Source organism: Endothiovibrio diazotrophicus (assembly GCF_054657215.1).
Genome location: NZ_BAAHXB010000061.1, coordinates 1 through 16,178, shown reverse-complemented (window position 1 = coordinate 16,178; position 16,178 = coordinate 1). Strand labels below are relative to the sequence as shown.

Sequence of the window (16,178 nt, the reverse complement as noted above, 5' to 3'; positions counted from 1 at the left end):
GTGACACCCGGCCCCTTCGGGGGGCTCTTGCTGGTTGCGGACCCTCGAATCATAGCAAAGGCCGGTGGCTTACCCTACAGGCGAAATGTGAACCATGCAGGGAAGGCGAAGGAAGGGACACACCAGTTCCGTTCGACAACGGCGCCCGCGGGACGCCCTATGACGACGCAAGATCCTCCAGCAACCCCGCCAACGCCGCCTCTTCCTCCACGACCATCGCCGACTCCGCCATGGCGGAGGCCAGCCCCGCATCCCAATCCGCCTCCACCTTCTCCCTTTTCAGGCGCTTCCCGACGCCGTCGGCGACGGCACGGCGATAGTCCGCCTCACCGAACCGCCAGGGGACCACCGGGAAGCGCCTGAAAAGGGAGTTGGCGATGCGCAGGCCGGCCCAGTCGAAGTCGCCGTGGTAGGCGAGCCGGGCACCGGCGCGATGGAGCTGATCGATGAGATAGAGGACCGCGGCGGTGGGCTGGCCGTTGGTGCAGACCAGCGGGGCGCAGCGCTCGCCGAGGCGGTCGGCGGCCTCGGCGACCACCGCGGGATTCTCGCACAGGTGGAGGGTACGACCCGCCATGGCGGACCAGTCGACGGGATCGCCGACCAGTTGGCGCAGGGTGATCCACAGCGGCTGACCGCGCGCCTCGCGCAAGGTGCGGGCGGTGAGGGAGTCGCCGCCCGCCGGGAGGTTGAGCAGCAGCACGGTGGAGGTGATGGCGCCGCCCACCAGGATGCCGTGGCGCGCCCACAGGGCGCGGGTCTGCTCCTCGTCCTCGCCGTGGCCGAGGGCGTTGGTCACCAGGGTGGCGACCGGCCGGCCGGGGTCGAGGGCGTGGGCATCGCCGAGGACGGTGGCGGCCAGGGTGCTCAAGGTCTGACCGTGGCCGGGGAGGTGGGCGAGGAGGCGCAGGGCGTCGTCCAGCAGCCGGCCGGCGACGACGGGGTCCCGTTTGGCGAGGCGTTTGAGCAGGCCGCCGGCGCGCAATGACGCCAACCACTCGCAGTGCTCCGCCGCCGCGAGGTGCGCGTCGTCAAAAATGGCCGACCAGGCGGATGTCTCCTCCTGCCGCTCCGCGGGGAGATCGCGCAGCGGACCGCGCAGGCACTCCACCGCCTGACGCAGGGAGTCGACGAGACCGGCCCGTCGCAGCGCCGCCTCCAACGCGCCGAGGCGCAGCGAGAGGTTGCGCCCGCGTCCCGGCGGGCGGCCGAGCAGCGCGGCGACCGCCCGGCGCTCCGCTTCCGAGGCCTCGGGCAAGGTGAGCGTGTCGCCTTCGACACCGCGCTCGAAACGGCGCTGGAGGGCGTCGAGCAGGCGGCCCAGTTCCGGCTTGCCGAGCAGGCGCCGGAGGCGTTCCGCGGTTGACCTGTCCGGTTCGATCATGCGTTTCATCTTCGTGGGTTGGCGCTACCGCGCCGACGTGAACGGAGGCAGCGGGGCGTGAACGGCGATGTCGCCTCCGAGCGCTCCGCCCTTTGGAAAGGCGTTCACCACTATAGGGCGCCCCGTGGGCGCCGCGCCGAACGAAGGCACCACCGTCCGAGTCTGCCCCACCGGTTCGGACGACCTGGAGCGACGACCGTAACCGTGCGCCCGGTGCCTCCGTTACAGACGGCGCCCACGGGGCGCCCTATGTACGACCGGGAGCGACGCCCGAGACCGTGCGTCCGCTGCCTCCGTTGCACACGGCGCCCACGGGGCGCCCTATGCGACGCCTTCGAAATCGGGCGGCTCCTCGCCGCGCTGCCGCCGCCGGCCGTTCCACCACCAATGGGAGACGTGCACCGCGTCGATCTCCTCGTGCCGGGTGAGCTGGGCGATCGCCAGCCCCGGCACCTCGGCGTAGCAGCCCCACTCGCGTTCGCTGGTCATCACCACGTCCATGTCGAACTGCGCCAACAGCCCCAGGCACTTGGCCCGCGAATCGTCGTCGACCCCGGCGAAGGCCTCGTCGAGCAGCACCAGCCTGGGGGCGTGGGCCCCGGCGCTGGTGTAGTGGCTGGAGGCGGCGGCGAACAGCGGGATGGTCACCACCAGCGCCCGCTCGCCGCCGGAGGCGGGTCCGTAGGCGGGGCGCCACTGGCCGTCCTGCCAGCGCTCCACCTCGAAGCGGTGCCAGTGGCGGTAGTCCAGGGCGCGGGCCAGCACCTCCTGCAGCGTGCCCCCCTCGTCGGCGGCGCGGGCATCATCGATGCGGGTCTTGAGGAAGGCCCCCACCGCCGCGCGCTCCTCCTCCGACCACATCCCCGCCTCCTGGCGCAGCAGCCGCCGGCGCGCCTCGGCCAGCCCGGTCGGCGCGGTGCGGTTCTCCCACTCCTCGCCGTCCTTCAGCGCCCGCCACTTCAGCCGCAGCTTCATCCCGGTGCTGGTCGGGCGACTCTCCAGCTCGCCGTTCATCCGCGCCACCAGCCCGTCGGCCTCGAGGATCATCCCCTGCAGGTGGCCGGCGACGTCGTCGATCAGGTGGTGCTCCAGCAGCTTGCGTTCCCGTTCGTCGAGCAGCGCACAGCGGTCGGCGATCTCCCCGCGCAGCAGCCCGATCAGCTCCTCCACGTCGCACGGCCGGGCATGGAACACCACCCGCACCACCAGCAGCTCGTCGACCGGCTCGGTGGTCGCCTCGTGGCCGTAGCGGGAGAGGGTCGACTGCAACTCGGTGACCTGCTCCTGCAGCCGCTTCTGCAGCTCGTTCCAGTTCTCGTCGCCATGCTTCACCCCGCGCAGTTGCCGCTCCAGCCCGCGGGCCAGGCTCACCCCGTCGCTCACCGACCACTTCTCCGGCCGGGCGAGGCGCGCCATCTCGGGGAAGGCGGCGTAGATCAGGCCGAGGGTGGCCAGTTGGCGCAGGCCGTCCACCGCCGTCACCCGCTCCCGCTCCAGGCCGGCCCGTTGCGTCTCCAGCCCGGCCACCCGCGAGCGCGCCTCGGCCGCCGCCTCGCGCTGTTCGACATATTCTTTGTCCAACGCCTCCTGGCGCCGCTCCAGCCGCCGCAGCGAGGCCTGCGCCTCGGCCAGCCGCCGCTCCACCTCCGCCGCCCCCGCGCCGACGGTGGCGCGCAGGGTGGCCGCCTCGGCCTGCGCCTCGCGGGCGTCGCGGGCGGCCCGCTCCGCCTCCGCGGCGCGCCGCTCGCGGCGGGCGGTGATCTCGTCGAGTTCCCGGTGCAGGCCGCGGTCGCGCTCCAGCCCCTCCCAGTGGTTGCGCAGCTCGGGCCAGAAGGCCGCGGCGGCGGTAGCGTAATCTCCCAACCGGCGGCGCGCCGCGGCCAGCGCCGCCGGCTCGCCCGGCAGGCTCAGCTCCTCGGCGGCGATCAGCGCCTCCTCGCGCCGCCCCTCCAGCCGCTGGCGCGCCTCGTCCAACACCGCCAAACGACGCGCCACCTCCTCCCGCTGTAGCGCCTGCCGGCGCGCCGCCTCTGCCGCCCGGCGGTGGACCTCGCGCAAGGGCTCCTCGTCGGGGGCGCGCCGCCGCTCGGCCTCCAGGGCGTCGCGACGCGCGGCGAGCCGCTCCAACTCCGCCTGCTGTTCACCCAATCGTGCCTGCGCGGCAGCGATCGCCTCGGCCAACTCGCGCAGCCGCCGACGACGCGCCGCCTCGCGAGCCCCCCGGCCGAGATACTCCGCCCGCGGCTTGCCCCAGGCGCCGTGGAGCGGCCCCAAACGCCAGCGCCCGTCCCCGTCGATCCAGGCCGCTCCCGCCCCCTCACCCCAACCGATGGCCGCGAGCAGCCGCGCCACCGTCCCGTCGCTCACCCCCGCCGCCGCGGCATCCTCGCGATCCACCGACGGCACCAACACCGTCGAGAGATTCGCCGCCACCTCGCCCACGGGCAGCGCGATCCGCTCCCAGCGCCCCGGCGCCAGCAGGGCACCGTCGGGCTCCACCCAGGCATCGAGCAGCCCGGCATCCTCCAGCGCCGCCTCGACGGCCGCGCGGGTCGCCGCCGCCACCCCCTCGCGGAAGTCGACCAGCCGCCACAGCGGCGCCCCGGCCCGCCCCTCGCGCACACCCTCGCCGCGGGTGTAGGGCACCGGCGGCGCCCCCTCCTCCCCCGCCTCCAGCCGCTCGCGCTCCCCGTCGAGCGCCCGCAGCGCCTCGCCGGTCTCGCGCAGGGCCTGCTCGGCACACACCCGCGCCTCGGCCAGCGTCTCCGCCGCCCGGCCGTGGGCGTGGTGCAGGGCGCGCCGCGCCGGGCTCTCCCCCTCCAGGCTCTCCGCCCACTCCTCCAGCTCGCCGGCCAGCGCCTCGGGATCGGCGATCGCCATCTCCTCCAGCCCGTCGCACCAGGTGGTGAAGGCCCCCACCAGCGCCTCGCCCGCCGCGGCCACCGCCGCGTCGGCCTCGAGCCGCTCCTCGGCCAGCGCCGCAGCGCGGGTCTCCGCCTCCTGCCACGCCCGGTGATCCGCCTCGTGCCGGCGCTCGGCCTCCTCCACCGCCCGCGTCAGCCGTTCGAGATAGTCGATCTGCTCGTTGCGGCGCTCGATCAGCCCCTGCTGACGGCGCCGGGCTGCGGCGATCGCGGCCTCGCCGTGACCCTCACCATCAGGCAGCGCCAGCGGCTCCAGCAGGGCGCGGTGCTCGGCCTCGATGGCCAGCTGGACGGCGGCCTCGGCCATCCCGGCAATGCCGTTGCGCACCACCACCCGACCGCCCTCCAGCCGCCGCCCCAACACCGCCCGCTCGCGACCGCGCCGCTCCGCCTCGACCGCCACCCGCGCCAGCTCCTCCTCCTCCCGGCGGGCCACCGCGGCGCGCTCCCCGGCCCGCTGCTCGACGTCGCGCAGCCGGCGCGCATCGCGCATCTCGGGGCTGTCGCGCAGCGTCTGCTCCTCGACCCGCGCCCGCTCCTGATCGTGACGCACCGCCTCCCGCTCGCCCGCCGCCCGCGCCGCCCCCGCCTCGGCCGCCGCCAACGCCTCGCGCGCCCCGCCCAGCGCGGTCTCGCTCGCTTCGACCTCGCGCTGCACCTCGCGCACCCGCCCCGCCCGCCGCCGACAGGCGCTGCGCGCGTAACCGCGGTGGTGACCGCGGAACCCCTCCACCGCCTCGCGGGCCGCCTCCAGCCCCTCCAGGGCGGCCCGCTCCTCCTCCAGGTTGCGAAAGGCGGCGGCGACATCGCCGAGCATGGCGCCGCTCAACGGCGGCAGCGCCTCGGTCAGCGCCCGGGAGAGCGCCCGCTCGTCGGGCTTCTTCGAGAGCTGCGGCTGGCGCAGCTGGATCAGCAGATCGATCAGCGCCTTGTAGCGCTCCTCGCCGAGGCGGAAGATCCGCTCGTCGACCGCCTGGCGATAGCGCTTCGCCTCGCGATAGAGCGCCCCCTCGGCGCCGAGCCGCTCCTTCAGCCGGTCGCGGGAGAGCGCGCGGCGGTTCTCCAGCAGGCTCAGCCGCCCCTCCTCCCCGGCACCGACGCGCTGCGGGGTGACGAAGAACCAGCTCTCCACCGGCTTGCCCTTCACCGCCTTGAGGCCGCAACCGACGGTACAGAACTCCGCCTCGCCCGCCTCGTCGAGGCGACCGAACTCGAGCCAGCTGTAGCCCACCCGCTCGTTGTAGCGCCCGGCCATCAGCAGGTTCCACTCCATCCGCTTCTTGGCATCGCCATCGGGCTCGACGCGGGCGGCGGTGATATTGGCGTCGAGCAGGAAGGGCAGGGTCAGCGCCAGCACCTTCGACTTGCCGGTGCCGTTGTTGCCGCGCAGCAGCAGCCGGCCGTCGCGGAAGTGGAACTCCTGGTAGTCGTAGTGGAAGAGATCCACCAGGCCGCAGCGCAGGGGCTGCCAGCGGGCTTTTTCGGGGTGCGGGAGGGACATCGGGGGTTGGCGTTCTAAATTCGGTCGTCGTTTTTACCATGAAGGAGATCGGACCCGACAGGAACGTAGGGTGGATAAGCGCAGCGCATCCACCAATTCGGAGCCAATACGGCATCCCGATCTCCACCGGTTACCGAATGGACCTCCGATCAACCGTTTCGGTGGATGCGCTGCGCTTATCCACCCTACGAATATCCTGCGCTCCCCCATAGGGCGCCCCGCGGGCGCCGTGCCGAACGGCGGCACCCGGCAGAGGTCGGCGCCACCCCGCAACAAACGCGGATCCTTTCAACGCGGCACGCCCTATGCCCCCAACCAGGCAACGGTACACGGTAAGGATCCCACCCCCATTGCTCGCTGAACACCCCCGACGCACGATGAGCGAACCTCCTCAAAAACCCCGGAGACCCGAGATGCACTTGGTCGTCGATTATCCCGACTCCCTACCGGATGTCATGCGGATGTCCCGCCCCCAGTTCGAACGGGAAGCAAAGCTCGCGATGGCCGCCAAACTCTACGAAATGGGCCGGCTCTCCTCCGGCCACGCCGCCCAACTGGCCGGAGTGGGGCGCGTCGATTTCATCCTCGCCCTGCAGCGCTACGGCGTCCCCTACATCGACTATCCGCCCGAAGAGCTGGAACAGGACTTGGCCAATGCCCTCGGCGAACCCGCTGATCATTAATACCGGTCCGTTGCTCGCCCTGTTGGCGGCATGCGGCAGTCTGGATCCGCTGCGGCTATCTGACTCCTTGCTAAAGCGCGTGATTGAAATGGCGGGGGAATAACCAAACGGCACCACCCCGAAGCGAACGCGGTTCCTTTCAACATGGCGCGCACGGCACGCCCTATCCCAACCGGTGACGTGCGATGGCCGGAAGCGGGATCACCCGCTCCCCCTCCAGCCGCACCAGCTTCAACGCACGCAGCCGCTCCACCGCCTGTGCGGTCAGCGCCACCTCCGCCCCCTCGGCCTGCGCGCCCTTGTTCCAATGGGTGCGGTGGAGATCGATCCAGTCGCGCATCTCGGCGTGCAGGCTCGCCAGGGTCCGCGGTTCGCCGCCAGCGGCGAGACGATCGGCCAGCAGCAGGGTGGCGTGGCCCTCGGTCCCTTCATAGGGAAAAGGCAGATCGCTCAGTTCACCACTACGGTCGACCAGCGCGACCCCCTCGCGGCGCACCTCCGCCACCAGACCGGTGAATTCGGCAATCCGCCGGGTGATGTGGGGGCGCTGGCTGGTGAGGTAGGCGCGCGCCTCCTCGTCCAATTCGTCCCAATAGAGCACCGGGTCGTCGAGCAGACGGGCGGTGAGGCGGCGGCGCAGGGCGCTGTTGCGCGCCTCGCGGGTATCGGCGACGAACCCCTCGCTGATCGCCGCGAGGCGTGCTTCGAGATCCATTGCGGCCCCTTCACCGTCGACCAGCGAGGGGCCGCGGCGGGTCACCAGCAGGGTGGCGAGCAGGTGGCGGTTGACGTCGTAGAGCACGTCGCGCTCGCGGGCGTCGATGAACGACTCCTCGTCGCCGGCCACCCGCACCAGCACCCCCAGCTCGATCAGCAGCCGCGCCACCGCCACCAGGTCACGCCGCTCGTCGCGGTTCTCCAGGGCAAAGACCAACCCCCGCGCGGCGAGCAGCGGATCGGCGGCGGCCCGGGTCAGCCCCTCGCCGAGGCGGCCGAGGGTGATCTGGATCTCGCCCCGCTCCAGGTCGGCCAGCGCGAGACAGAACAGCGCGTAGCGGCGGCGCGAGAAGGGCGGCGCGTTGTCCGGACGACTGGGGCGGGCCGGGCGGCTGTCGTCGGCGAGATCGGCGGGCCGCTTGTAGAGCCGGGCGAACTCCTGGCCCACCTCCAGCTTCCAGCCGGTCTCGCGGCCGAACCACTCGCGCAGGGTGTCGGCGTGGCGGCGCACCAGGGCGAAGGCGGGGTGGCTGCGCGGCAGCAGCGGGTGGCGCAGCAGGGCGCCGGCGGCACGCCGCTCCTCGTCGCGGCGGTTGCGCTCGACCACGTCGGTGAGCGGCAGGCCGACGGCGTCGTTCACCCCGCCTCCCGATCGACGAAACGCACCCGGTAGTCGCGCCCGGCGAAGACCCCGCCGGGGGTGACGATCTCGGCGAAGCTCCCCTCCGCCAGCGCCTCCATCTCGATCTCCACCGCGCCGTCGCCGGTCACCGTGCGGATCGGCGGCGGCGTCTCGCCGGGCGCGCGCGGCGGGCGGGCGGCGGAGAGCGCCTCGCCGAGCAGTTGCAGCAACAGGCGGAAGGCCCCCTGATCCAGCTCACCGATGGCCGACAGGGTGGTGCTCTCGCCGGTGGCCAGCCGGCGGCGCGCCTCGCGGGCCTGCTCGCTCTCGCGGGCGAGCCGTTCGGCAAGCTTCGCCCGCCCGTCGCCGCGGCTGCGCACCTGGTTGGAGGCGCCGCGGCGGGTATAGCGGCCGGTGGTGCGCAGGCGGGGGTGGACCTCCAGCGGCGGCGCCTGCCACCACGAGGTGGCCGGCGGCACCGGGTCGCGCTCGCGGCGGCCCACCTCGTCGTCGTCGACCCGCAGGTGGCGGCAGGAGCTGAGGCCGAAGGCGGCGCGCCACAAGCGGTGGGCGTCGCCCTCCTCCTCGCACTCCAGGAACCAGCGGGCCAGGGTGCGAAAGTCGGCGGAGCGGTCGCCGCGACCGAGGCGCCGCTCGTTGAGCCGCACCACCGCATCCAGCAGTTGGTTGATCGCGGCGCGGGCGCGGGTGCGCAGCACCGAGGCCTGCGAGGGGTGATCGGGGGTACCGAGGAACCAGGCGGCGAGCCCCGCCCAATGGGCGCGCCACTCCGCCAGCAACTGCTCGCGCCGCTCGCCGCGCAACGCGTCGAGGGTGCGCCCGGCCATCTCGGCGGGATCGGGGGCGAAGTCCTCCGCCTCCCCCGCGGCGACCACCGCCAGCAGCCGCTCGACGCCGGCCGCCTCCAGCGCGGTGAGCCGCTGGGCGATGTCCGCCGAGAGCACCACCAGGTCGCGGATGAAGCGGTCGATGTACTCCTTCACCTGCTCCTTGTAGGCGATGAAGGCGTCGCGATCGATGGTGCGCAGATCGAGGGTGCGGCCCATCTCCGCCATGAAGCGCTGGGCGTTCTCGGCCAGGTCGGAGAAACGCCGCTGCAGATTGAGCAGCGCCGCGCGCACCCGTCCCTCGTCGGGACTCTCCTCCCCGGCCAGTTGCAGCAGCGCCTCCAGCGAGTCGCGCACGTCGCGCAGCGCCACCGCCTGGAGCGCGCCGCGCCGGCCGAGCAGCTCATCGAAACGGACCAGCGCCGCCTCCGCCGCCTCCCCCTCCGGGGTGAGGTGGTAGAGGAAGCGCGCGCGGTAGAACTCCTCGACGCTGGCCACCCGTCCGGTATCCGGCTGGGCGAACAGGTTGCCCCACTGCACCAGACTCTCCAGCGCGGCGCGCACCTCCTCCAGCAACCACTGCTCACCAATCCGCTCCACCACCTCCTCCGGCCGCAGATGGATGACGAAGTGCGCCTTGGCCGCGGCGAAGGCGCCCATCACCGCGCGGTAGAGGGGGGCCTTCTCGGCGGTGACGTAGTTGAAGGCGGTGGTGGACATCCGGATCGACACGGGTTGCGGCGAGCGAGGAAACATAGCAACGGCGGACCGGCAACACCAGCGGCTGTGGCAGCGGGCCCCGCAGCGCGCCCCATCTTCGTTGCAAGGGCCACCGACCCGCCCCGGTGGAGTACACTGCCCGCTACCAACGGCGATCACGGACGCCGACACGACAACAGAACAACGACGAGCCCAGGCGTGCCCCGGAACCCGCACCCCACCCATCCTCTCCCCATCCTCGCCGCGCTGCTGCTCTCCGCGCTGCCGGCGACGCTCTGCGCCGCCTCCCTGCGCGAAGCGGTGCATCAGGCGCTCGCCCTCCACCCGGAGGTGGCCGCCGCCGAGCACGAGCGAACCGCCACCGCCGAGGAGCTGGCCCGCGCGCGCAGCGCCTACCGCCCGCAGCTCGACGCCAGCGCCGAATACGGCCGCGAGCGCGGCGACTCCGACGCCGGCGGGCGGCGCGACGCCTCTCCCTCCCGGCGCCTCGCCCTCACCCTCAACCAAGCCCTCTACGACCCCGCCAAGCGGCGCGAGATCGAGCGCCAGCGGGCGCGCCTGGACGCCGCCGGCGAGGCGCTGCGCAGCCGCCGCGAGGCGGTGACGCTGGCCGCGGTGGAGCGCTACCTGGAGGTGTGGCGGGCGGAGCGGGTGGTACGCCTTTCGGCGGAGCAGATCGAACGCCACCGCGCGACCCTCGCCAAGGTGGAGGGACGGCTGGCCGCCGGCGAGGGCGGGCTCGGCGACGTCAAGCAGGCCGAATCACGGCTCACCGAGGCCCGCGCCACCGCCGTCGACAACCTGCGCACCCTGGAGCAGGAGCGGGCCGGCTACCGCCGCGTGGTGGGCGAGGCGCCCGGCGAGCTCTCCCGCCCCCGCCTCCCCGCCGAGGCGCTGCCGACGACGCTGGAGGATGCGCTAAGCCGGAGCCTCGACAACAGCCCCGAAATGGCCCGCGCCAACGCCGAAATAAGCGCCGCCGAGGCCGCCCTGGGGGTCGCCGAGGCGGGCTTCCTGCCCACCCTCGGCGCCGAACTGAGCGCCGACGAAAGCGACAACGCCGGCGGCGTCAGCGGCAACGACGAGGAGCTGCGGGCGATGGTGGTGCTGCGCTACAACCTCTACGCCGGCGGCGCCGACCGCGCGCGCAAGGGCGAGGCGGCGGCGCGCCGGCTGGTCGCCATCGACCAGCGCGACGCCCTGCGCCGCCAACTGGAGGAGCAGACCCGGCGGGCGTGGATCGCCATCGGCCGCAGCGACGAGAAGCTCGCCCTGCTGGAGCACCAGCAGGCCACCGCCGAGGAGGTGGTGGAGATCTACCGCAAGGAGTTCGAGATCGGCCAGCACTCGCTGCTCGACCTGCTCGACTCGGAGAGCGAGCGCTTCACCGCGCGGGTGCGCCGCATCGCCGCCGGCAAGGAGGCGCTGCTCGCCCGCTACCAGCTGCTCGCCGCCATGGGCGAGCTCACCGAGAGCGTGGAGCGCATCCCCGACACCCCGGCCCAACCGCCGACCCCACCCGCGCAGCCCGCGACCGAAGCCCCGCCACAGGCGGTGCCAACACCGCCCCCCGGCGAGGCCGCGTGGGTGGTTCTGCCCGCCGCCGACCGCGCCGCCGCCGAGGCCCTCGGCACCGAACTGGGCGCCCGGGGCTACGGCCACTTCATCGCCCGACTGGACGACGGCCGCCCCGCGGTCTCCCTAGGCGTCTTCCGCGACCCGGCCAACGCCGAACAGCTGCGCGACGAACTGCGCCGCCTCGGCTACCGACCCGAGCTGCACACCCGCCGGCTGCCCTGAACCATGGAACGGCCCACCCACGTCACCCTCATCGACCGCCACGGCGAAGACGCCCGCCAGATCGCCTGGATGCTCGGCGGCGACGCCGACACCCCCTTCAACGTCACCGTCGGCGAGGCCCTGCCCGACGATCTCGACGCCCTCGCCGCCGACGGCACCGAACTGCTGCTGCTCGCCCTCGACGACGACGATCTCGCCCCGCTGCAACGCCTGCGCGAGGCGCTCCCCCAGCTGCCGGTAATCCTCCTCGACCGCGACGCCGACGACGAGCGCGGCCGCCGCGCGATCCGCCTCGGCGCCCAGGACCACCTGGTGAAGAGCCGGCTGGAGCCCACCGCCCTGCGCCGCGCCGCCCTCCACGCGGTGGAGCGCGCCCGCGCCGCGCCGCCACCGGCCAGCGCCGGGGTCGGCGCGATCCTCGACCGGCTGCCCCACGGCGTGCTGCTGCTCGACCCCGAACTGCGGGTGCTGCTCGCCAACCGCGCCGCCCGCGCCCTGCTCGACGAGCACGCCCCGCTGCGCATCGGCCGCGACCGCCGCCTGCGGGTGATGGAGGCCGCCCAGGGCCGCCTGCTCGGCGCCTTGATCGGCGCCGTCCGCCGCGGCGAGCTGGACGACCAGGGCAGCGCGCTGCTGCTCGGCGGCGGCGAACGCCACCCGCTGGCGGTACTGGTCAGCGACCTCGGCCACGGCGGCGGCACCGCGCTCTTCCTCAGCGACCCCCACGCCCCACCGCCGGTCGCCGCCGAGACCCTCACCGCCCTCTACGGCCTCACCCCCGCCGAGGCGCGGCTGGTCGCCCTGCTCGCCCGCGGCCTGACCCTCGACGCCGTCGCCGAACGGACCCATCTCAGTCCGCACACCCTGCGCACCCAACTGAAGCAGGTGTTTCGCAAGACCGGTACCAACCGGCAGCCGGAGTTGATCAAGCTGATCCTGACCGGGCCGGCGGCGATTCAGCGACAACCGCCAAAGTAACCATTTAGCTTCCGGGGCCCATTGGGAACCTGACCAACGCTCTGCTTCAGGGGCGCCGTGACCGCGCGTTCGCGCGGTTATGGTGTCCCCTGGAAGCAGTTGTTACGCACGCCGTTTACTTTGCATTTTGCATTGTTCATTTCTTCGACTCGCTTTGAATTAGCTTCTTTCGATACTTCACCATCTTTACTATTAACTTCATTGGAATTGACTGATCCAAAGGAAACTGAATTGATCCTTTACCTTGATTGAACTCGGAAAGTTCCTTTTCAAACTCAACAATAGTCGTTGGATGAGGATAAATTCCAACATGATTTTTGAATGCGCCAATCATGATTTGCTGATCACGTTTCCCATTTTGTACAAAACTGAAAGCTGGTACGCCATAGTTGAAGGTTTCTATCGCATCTGGCACAGCCTTTAATATTGCATTTCGTAACTCTTGCAACCGTTCTGCTTGCGGTTGTGATTGCGCGTCAATGTATTCATCGATTGTGTTGTACTTTGGCACCGTGTTCACTCCATCGTTTGTCATGCGCGTAACGTTTAAGCTGTGGGGCGGCGCAGCGTAGCAAGCCGTCCCACACGAGCGAATTGTTAGAGCATTTTATGGTTCCGGATCGCCAAGACAATACCACGACTTAACTCCCTCTGCTTTTGCGGCTTTTGCCAGATATTCATCAGCCGTTACTAAGACAGTTTGTGAATCATCAATAAGATGTGAGAAATATCCGTCTTTAACGCTAATGATTTGAAATGCATCAGATATATCAAGAGAATATTGCCCTGCAATTTCGCGAACTTTAGAAAATACTATTGGGTTTTCTAGGTCAATATCTTTAGCATATCGCGTACTTGACCCATACCAAGCAGTTAGCCTAAATACTGCTTCAGTATATTCATCTTTTGTCATTTCTTTTCGATATAACCATTTTACTTTAAGAACACTAAGTGACTCGTAAAAACAAAAAGGAGTCGCATATTTAGTTGGAGATCGGTTATAAAAAAAGTCTCGGACAATATCGCTACCAGACTCAGTTGCAAACACCTTTATTAGTGCTGAAGCATCAAAACAGTTTGCTCTTGGTGGTGGTCTATCCATGTTTTATAGCTCTAACGCCATGATCACCGGACTTGGGAGGAGCGAAGCGACGAGTAAGTTCCGGTGTGTCAATTTGTTAACACTTTTTCATTTTTGAGATTTTGTAATAAACGAATTAATCAATAAGGGTATTGAAAGTCCAAGAATAATAACTGAAATTATTGAAAAAAGGTTCTTCCACTTATTTAAAGATTCATCCTCAATCAAAATTTCAAGTAATGGGCTATTTCTATTGATATCAAACCAATAAACAGACTGATTCAGAATGGGTTTTCTTGTGAGAATTCTTGATTCTACTGGAATGACATTATACGAATTATCCAATGGCATTGAAACTTTGATGGACTTAACACTATTCTTCAAAGTTTCTTGCTGCTCTTTTGCACTAAAAAACTGAAAATAAAGCTCATACTCAGACATAGATTTTTTATTTAAATTTTGAACCAAAGTAAATATGTTTCCTGTAAAATTTTGAAAATCTTTTAAATCAATTTCGACACTTCTATAACCAAGAGGAGATAAACTGGTAATATTTGTTGGCAATTGAACATAACCTCCTTGGTTATTCGAGTCATTTTTATAAAACAAAACATCGGGGGTGTTTCCAGGAAGAATGAATTTGAAGTGAGTACATTTTGTCTTTATTTTATTAAAATCAACAATTCCAATAAGAATCGAAGATGCTTTGTTTTCAAATAAAGGATGAATCATTGCTACAGCTTCTATGTCTAAACCACAATCGTTTAGTACATCTATTCCGCTAGATGCGTATTGTTTATTTGTCGAATAATCAGAAAAATAGAATATCCCAACAATTGCGAAAATAGAAACAACAATACCCAACGCCAGTTTTTTATAGCTGACTTTAAAGATGAATTTTTTCATGTGTATTTTGACTGTTAACTTGTTATTCGGCGGACCAACGGCGTCTTAACCGCCAAGCCCTCACCGCAACAATCCCGATATTACTGTTAATTTCCATCGACATACAGAACATCCCTCAGTCCGCTACGAGGAGAGTTAGGCCGCTGGATGGCCGCATATCCCTGCATTAAAGTGAATTTGAGCAGCATAACACTTCGCGGCGAATATCCACCCATCATTAAAAAATTCTGTGCTTTCCGTAGGTTACGGGAAAATCGTTGACATATCCCGATTTGGCACTTGCCGATTCGACAAATGCTGTATTTAATTACAGCACACAAAGGCCATCCACCCGTTCGGGAGAAATCGCCATGGATACACATCCGCCCTCCCCCCGCCCTCCGCGGCTGCTACAGCAGGTGCGTGAACGGATCAAGACGCTCCACTACAGCTACCGTACCGAGCAGTCCTACGCTTATTGGATTCGCTTCTTCATCCGCTTTTCGGGTCTGCGTCATCCGAAAGAGATGGGGAAGGAGGAGGTGGTACGATTCCTCACCTTTCTCGCTACCGAGAGAAAGGTCTCGGCTTCCACCCAAAACCAAGCCCTCTGCGCCCTGCTCTTCCTCTACAAGCAGGTACTCAACGTCGATATCGGTTGGATCGACGGGGTGGTGCGTGCCAAGCGTTCGCGCCATGTCCCGGTGGTGCTCACCCGAGACGAGGTGGCACGGTGTTCGACCGGCTGTCGGGGCGCTACTGGTTGATGGCCAGTCTGATGTACGGCGCGGGCTTGCGGGTCACCGAAATGCTGCGGCTGCGGGTTCAGGATATCGATTTCGGCTACCGGCAAATCACCGTCCGTAGCGGGAAAGGGGGTAAGGACCGCTTCGTTCCCCTGCCGGAATCGCTTCTGGCTCCAGTGCGCAACCAAATCGAGGAAGCGTTGCGGGTACGCAATGCCGACCTCCAGGAGGGTTTCGGGGAGGTATCACTGCCCTTCGCACTGGCGCGGAAATACCCTCGCGCCCCGTTCGACGAGCGCTGGTGGTACCTCTTCCCTTCCGTGAACCGGGCAATCGACCCGCACAGCGGGCGGGAGAAACGGCACCACATGGACCCCGGACCGATCCAGAAGGCCATGAAGACGGCGGTGCGCGGCGCGGGCATAGCCAAGCGGGCCACCCCGCACACGCTGAGGCACTGTTTTGCCACTCATCTCCTGGAGTCGGGATACGACATCCGTACCGTTCAAGAACTGCTGGGACATAACGACGTCAAGACGACCGAGATCTATACCCATGTATTACAACGTGGTGGTGGTGCGGTTCGAAGCCCGTTGGATGGAATGATCGGCGGACCGGGGAACCCGGCGCCGGCACTTCCGGTAAGCATTGCCGCACCGTGTTCCCCGGTGCCCAGGCATGCGCCCGGTTCTATCACGTTGGATAATTGATGTAGGAAAAGTCTTATTTTGGTATCGGCTCACCTCGCCATGAGGCTCAACCGCAGATTTGGCCGAAAACTTATCTGCGAAGATCTGCGGTTCAATCGGAGGGGCAAGTAGTAGTCACCTTCACGGGCGAAAAGGTGGATTTATAGGAAATTTCTTACTGATTATCAGACGGAAGAGGAAAATGATCCCCCTTCCTTGAAAGGCCTCGTCGGCTCCCCGATACTGTGGAAAACAACATAGCCACATCGTCAGCACCCCACGCCATGACCACCCTCCCTACCGACTCCGCCAACAGCGCTCCCCGCTGCCTCACCAATACCCTCGACCACCTGCCCGAGCCCAAGCGGCTTCAGCTCCAGGCGATCACCGAGCGGCTCTGCGCGGCGGTGGCCCTCGACTGGGTGGTGCTGTTCGGCAGCTATGCCCGCGGCGATTGGGTCGAGGACCCGCTCCACGGCTACTTCTCCGACTACGACCTGTTGGTGGTGGTCTCCGACCCGGCGCAGGTTCGTCAGTACGGCCTGTGGGAGCGGGTGGAGCAGGAACTCCAGGCCATCGCCGGGCGGGTGCCGGTCACCT

The 16,178-nt window shown here is 67.1% G+C and carries 13 protein-coding genes; 6 read left to right on the top strand and 7 right to left on the bottom strand.

The features are described 5' to 3' along the window. Positions 1-157: 157 nt before the first annotated feature. Positions 158-1,384, bottom strand: a complete 1,227-nt coding sequence (locus ACYQ2W_RS15190; RefSeq protein ID WP_459868889.1) for a TIGR02679 family protein — start codon at positions 1,382-1,384, stop codon at positions 158-160. Positions 1,385-1,705: 321 nt separating this feature from the next. Next, positions 1,706-5,809 (bottom strand): TIGR02680 family protein, encoded by a 4,104-nt coding sequence (locus ACYQ2W_RS15185; RefSeq protein ID WP_459868886.1) that lies wholly within the window; start codon positions 5,807-5,809, stop codon positions 1,706-1,708. A 377-nt stretch (positions 5,810-6,186) separates the two neighbouring features. On the opposite strand from ACYQ2W_RS15185, the gene ACYQ2W_RS15180 reads away from it, so the two are divergent. Further along, positions 6,187-6,492: a UPF0175 family protein gene (locus ACYQ2W_RS15180; RefSeq protein WP_459868883.1), complete on the top strand. Its 306-nt coding sequence runs from the start codon at positions 6,187-6,189 to the stop codon at positions 6,490-6,492. Between the two features lie 163 nt (positions 6,493-6,655). Here ACYQ2W_RS15180 and ACYQ2W_RS15175 read toward each other — a convergent pair whose 3' ends face one another. Together ACYQ2W_RS15175 and ACYQ2W_RS15170 are read right to left on the bottom strand one after the other, a co-directional pair. Beyond that, positions 6,656-7,849 carry a TIGR02678 family protein gene (locus tag ACYQ2W_RS15175; protein WP_459868880.1) on the bottom strand — a complete coding sequence of 398 codons (1,194 nt, stop codon included), beginning with the start codon at positions 7,847-7,849 and terminating at the stop codon, positions 6,656-6,658. Beyond that, positions 7,846-9,399 carry a TIGR02677 family protein gene (locus ACYQ2W_RS15170; RefSeq protein ID WP_459868877.1) on the bottom strand — a complete coding sequence of 518 codons (1,554 nt, stop codon included), beginning with the start codon at positions 9,397-9,399 and terminating at the stop codon, positions 7,846-7,848. The genes ACYQ2W_RS15175 and ACYQ2W_RS15170 overlap by 4 nt, the downstream gene beginning before the upstream one ends. 198 nt (positions 9,400-9,597) lie before the next feature. On the opposite strand from ACYQ2W_RS15170, the gene ACYQ2W_RS15165 reads away from it, so the two are divergent. Both ACYQ2W_RS15165 and ACYQ2W_RS15160 read left to right on the top strand, forming a co-directional pair. After that, entirely contained in the window at positions 9,598-11,199 is a 1,602-nt protein-coding gene (locus ACYQ2W_RS15165) for a TolC family outer membrane protein (RefSeq protein WP_459868874.1), read from the top strand. 3 nt (positions 11,200-11,202) lie between these two features. Beyond that, complete coding sequence (locus ACYQ2W_RS15160) at positions 11,203-12,177, top strand: DNA-binding response regulator (protein WP_459868871.1); 975 nt, start codon at positions 11,203-11,205, stop codon at positions 12,175-12,177. A 136-nt stretch (positions 12,178-12,313) separates the two neighbouring features. On the opposite strand, the gene ACYQ2W_RS15155 is transcribed toward ACYQ2W_RS15160, so the two are convergent. From ACYQ2W_RS15155 to ACYQ2W_RS15145, 3 genes are all read right to left on the bottom strand, one after another. Next, positions 12,314-12,688 (bottom strand): iron chaperone, encoded by a 375-nt coding sequence (locus ACYQ2W_RS15155; protein ID WP_459868868.1) that lies wholly within the window; start codon positions 12,686-12,688, stop codon positions 12,314-12,316. Between the two features lie 96 nt (positions 12,689-12,784). After that, positions 12,785-13,279, bottom strand: coding sequence for a type II toxin-antitoxin system VapC family toxin (locus ACYQ2W_RS15150; protein ID WP_459868866.1), 495 nt, complete (start codon positions 13,277-13,279; stop codon positions 12,785-12,787). 87 nt (positions 13,280-13,366) lie between these two features. Beyond that, complete coding sequence (locus ACYQ2W_RS15145) at positions 13,367-14,164, bottom strand: hypothetical protein (protein ID WP_459868863.1); 798 nt, start codon at positions 14,162-14,164, stop codon at positions 13,367-13,369. 350 nt (positions 14,165-14,514) lie between these two features. On the opposite strand from ACYQ2W_RS15145, the gene ACYQ2W_RS15140 reads away from it, so the two are divergent. The 3 genes from ACYQ2W_RS15140 to ACYQ2W_RS15130 form a co-directional block, all read left to right on the top strand. Continuing rightward, entirely contained in the window at positions 14,515-14,910 is a 396-nt protein-coding gene (locus tag ACYQ2W_RS15140) for a phage integrase N-terminal SAM-like domain-containing protein (RefSeq protein WP_459868860.1), read from the top strand. Continuing rightward, a complete protein-coding gene (locus ACYQ2W_RS15135; protein WP_459868857.1) occupies positions 14,877-15,599 on the top strand; it encodes an integron integrase in 723 nt (240 codons plus the stop codon). The genes ACYQ2W_RS15140 and ACYQ2W_RS15135 overlap by 34 nt, the downstream gene beginning before the upstream one ends. 263 nt (positions 15,600-15,862) lie before the next feature. Continuing rightward, positions 15,863-16,178 (top strand): nucleotidyltransferase domain-containing protein (locus tag ACYQ2W_RS15130; protein ID WP_459868854.1); only part of this gene is annotated, 316 nt, incomplete at its 3' end.

Excerpts from the sequence above, each read along its gene's own strand:
- ACYQ2W_RS15160 (WP_459868871.1), top strand. The coding sequence starts at position 11,203 with ATGGAACGGCCCACCCACGTCACCCTCATCGACCGCCACGGCGAAGAC.
- ACYQ2W_RS15140 (WP_459868860.1), top strand. The coding sequence starts at position 14,515 with ATGGATACACATCCGCCCTCCCCCCGCCCTCCGCGGCTGCTACAGCAG.
- ACYQ2W_RS15170 (WP_459868877.1), bottom strand. The coding sequence starts at position 9,399 with ATGTCCACCACCGCCTTCAACTACGTCACCGCCGAGAAGGCCCCCCTC.
- ACYQ2W_RS15180 (WP_459868883.1), top strand. The coding sequence starts at position 6,187 with ATGAGCGAACCTCCTCAAAAACCCCGGAGACCCGAGATGCACTTGGTC.
- ACYQ2W_RS15190 (WP_459868889.1), bottom strand. The coding sequence starts at position 1,384 with ATGATCGAACCGGACAGGTCAACCGCGGAACGCCTCCGGCGCCTGCTC.
- ACYQ2W_RS15150 (WP_459868866.1), bottom strand. The coding sequence starts at position 13,279 with ATGGATAGACCACCACCAAGAGCAAACTGTTTTGATGCTTCAGCACTA.
- ACYQ2W_RS15185 (WP_459868886.1), bottom strand. The coding sequence starts at position 5,809 with ATGTCCCTCCCGCACCCCGAAAAAGCCCGCTGGCAGCCCCTGCGCTGC.
- ACYQ2W_RS15145 (WP_459868863.1), bottom strand. The coding sequence starts at position 14,164 with ATGAAAAAATTCATCTTTAAAGTCAGCTATAAAAAACTGGCGTTGGGT.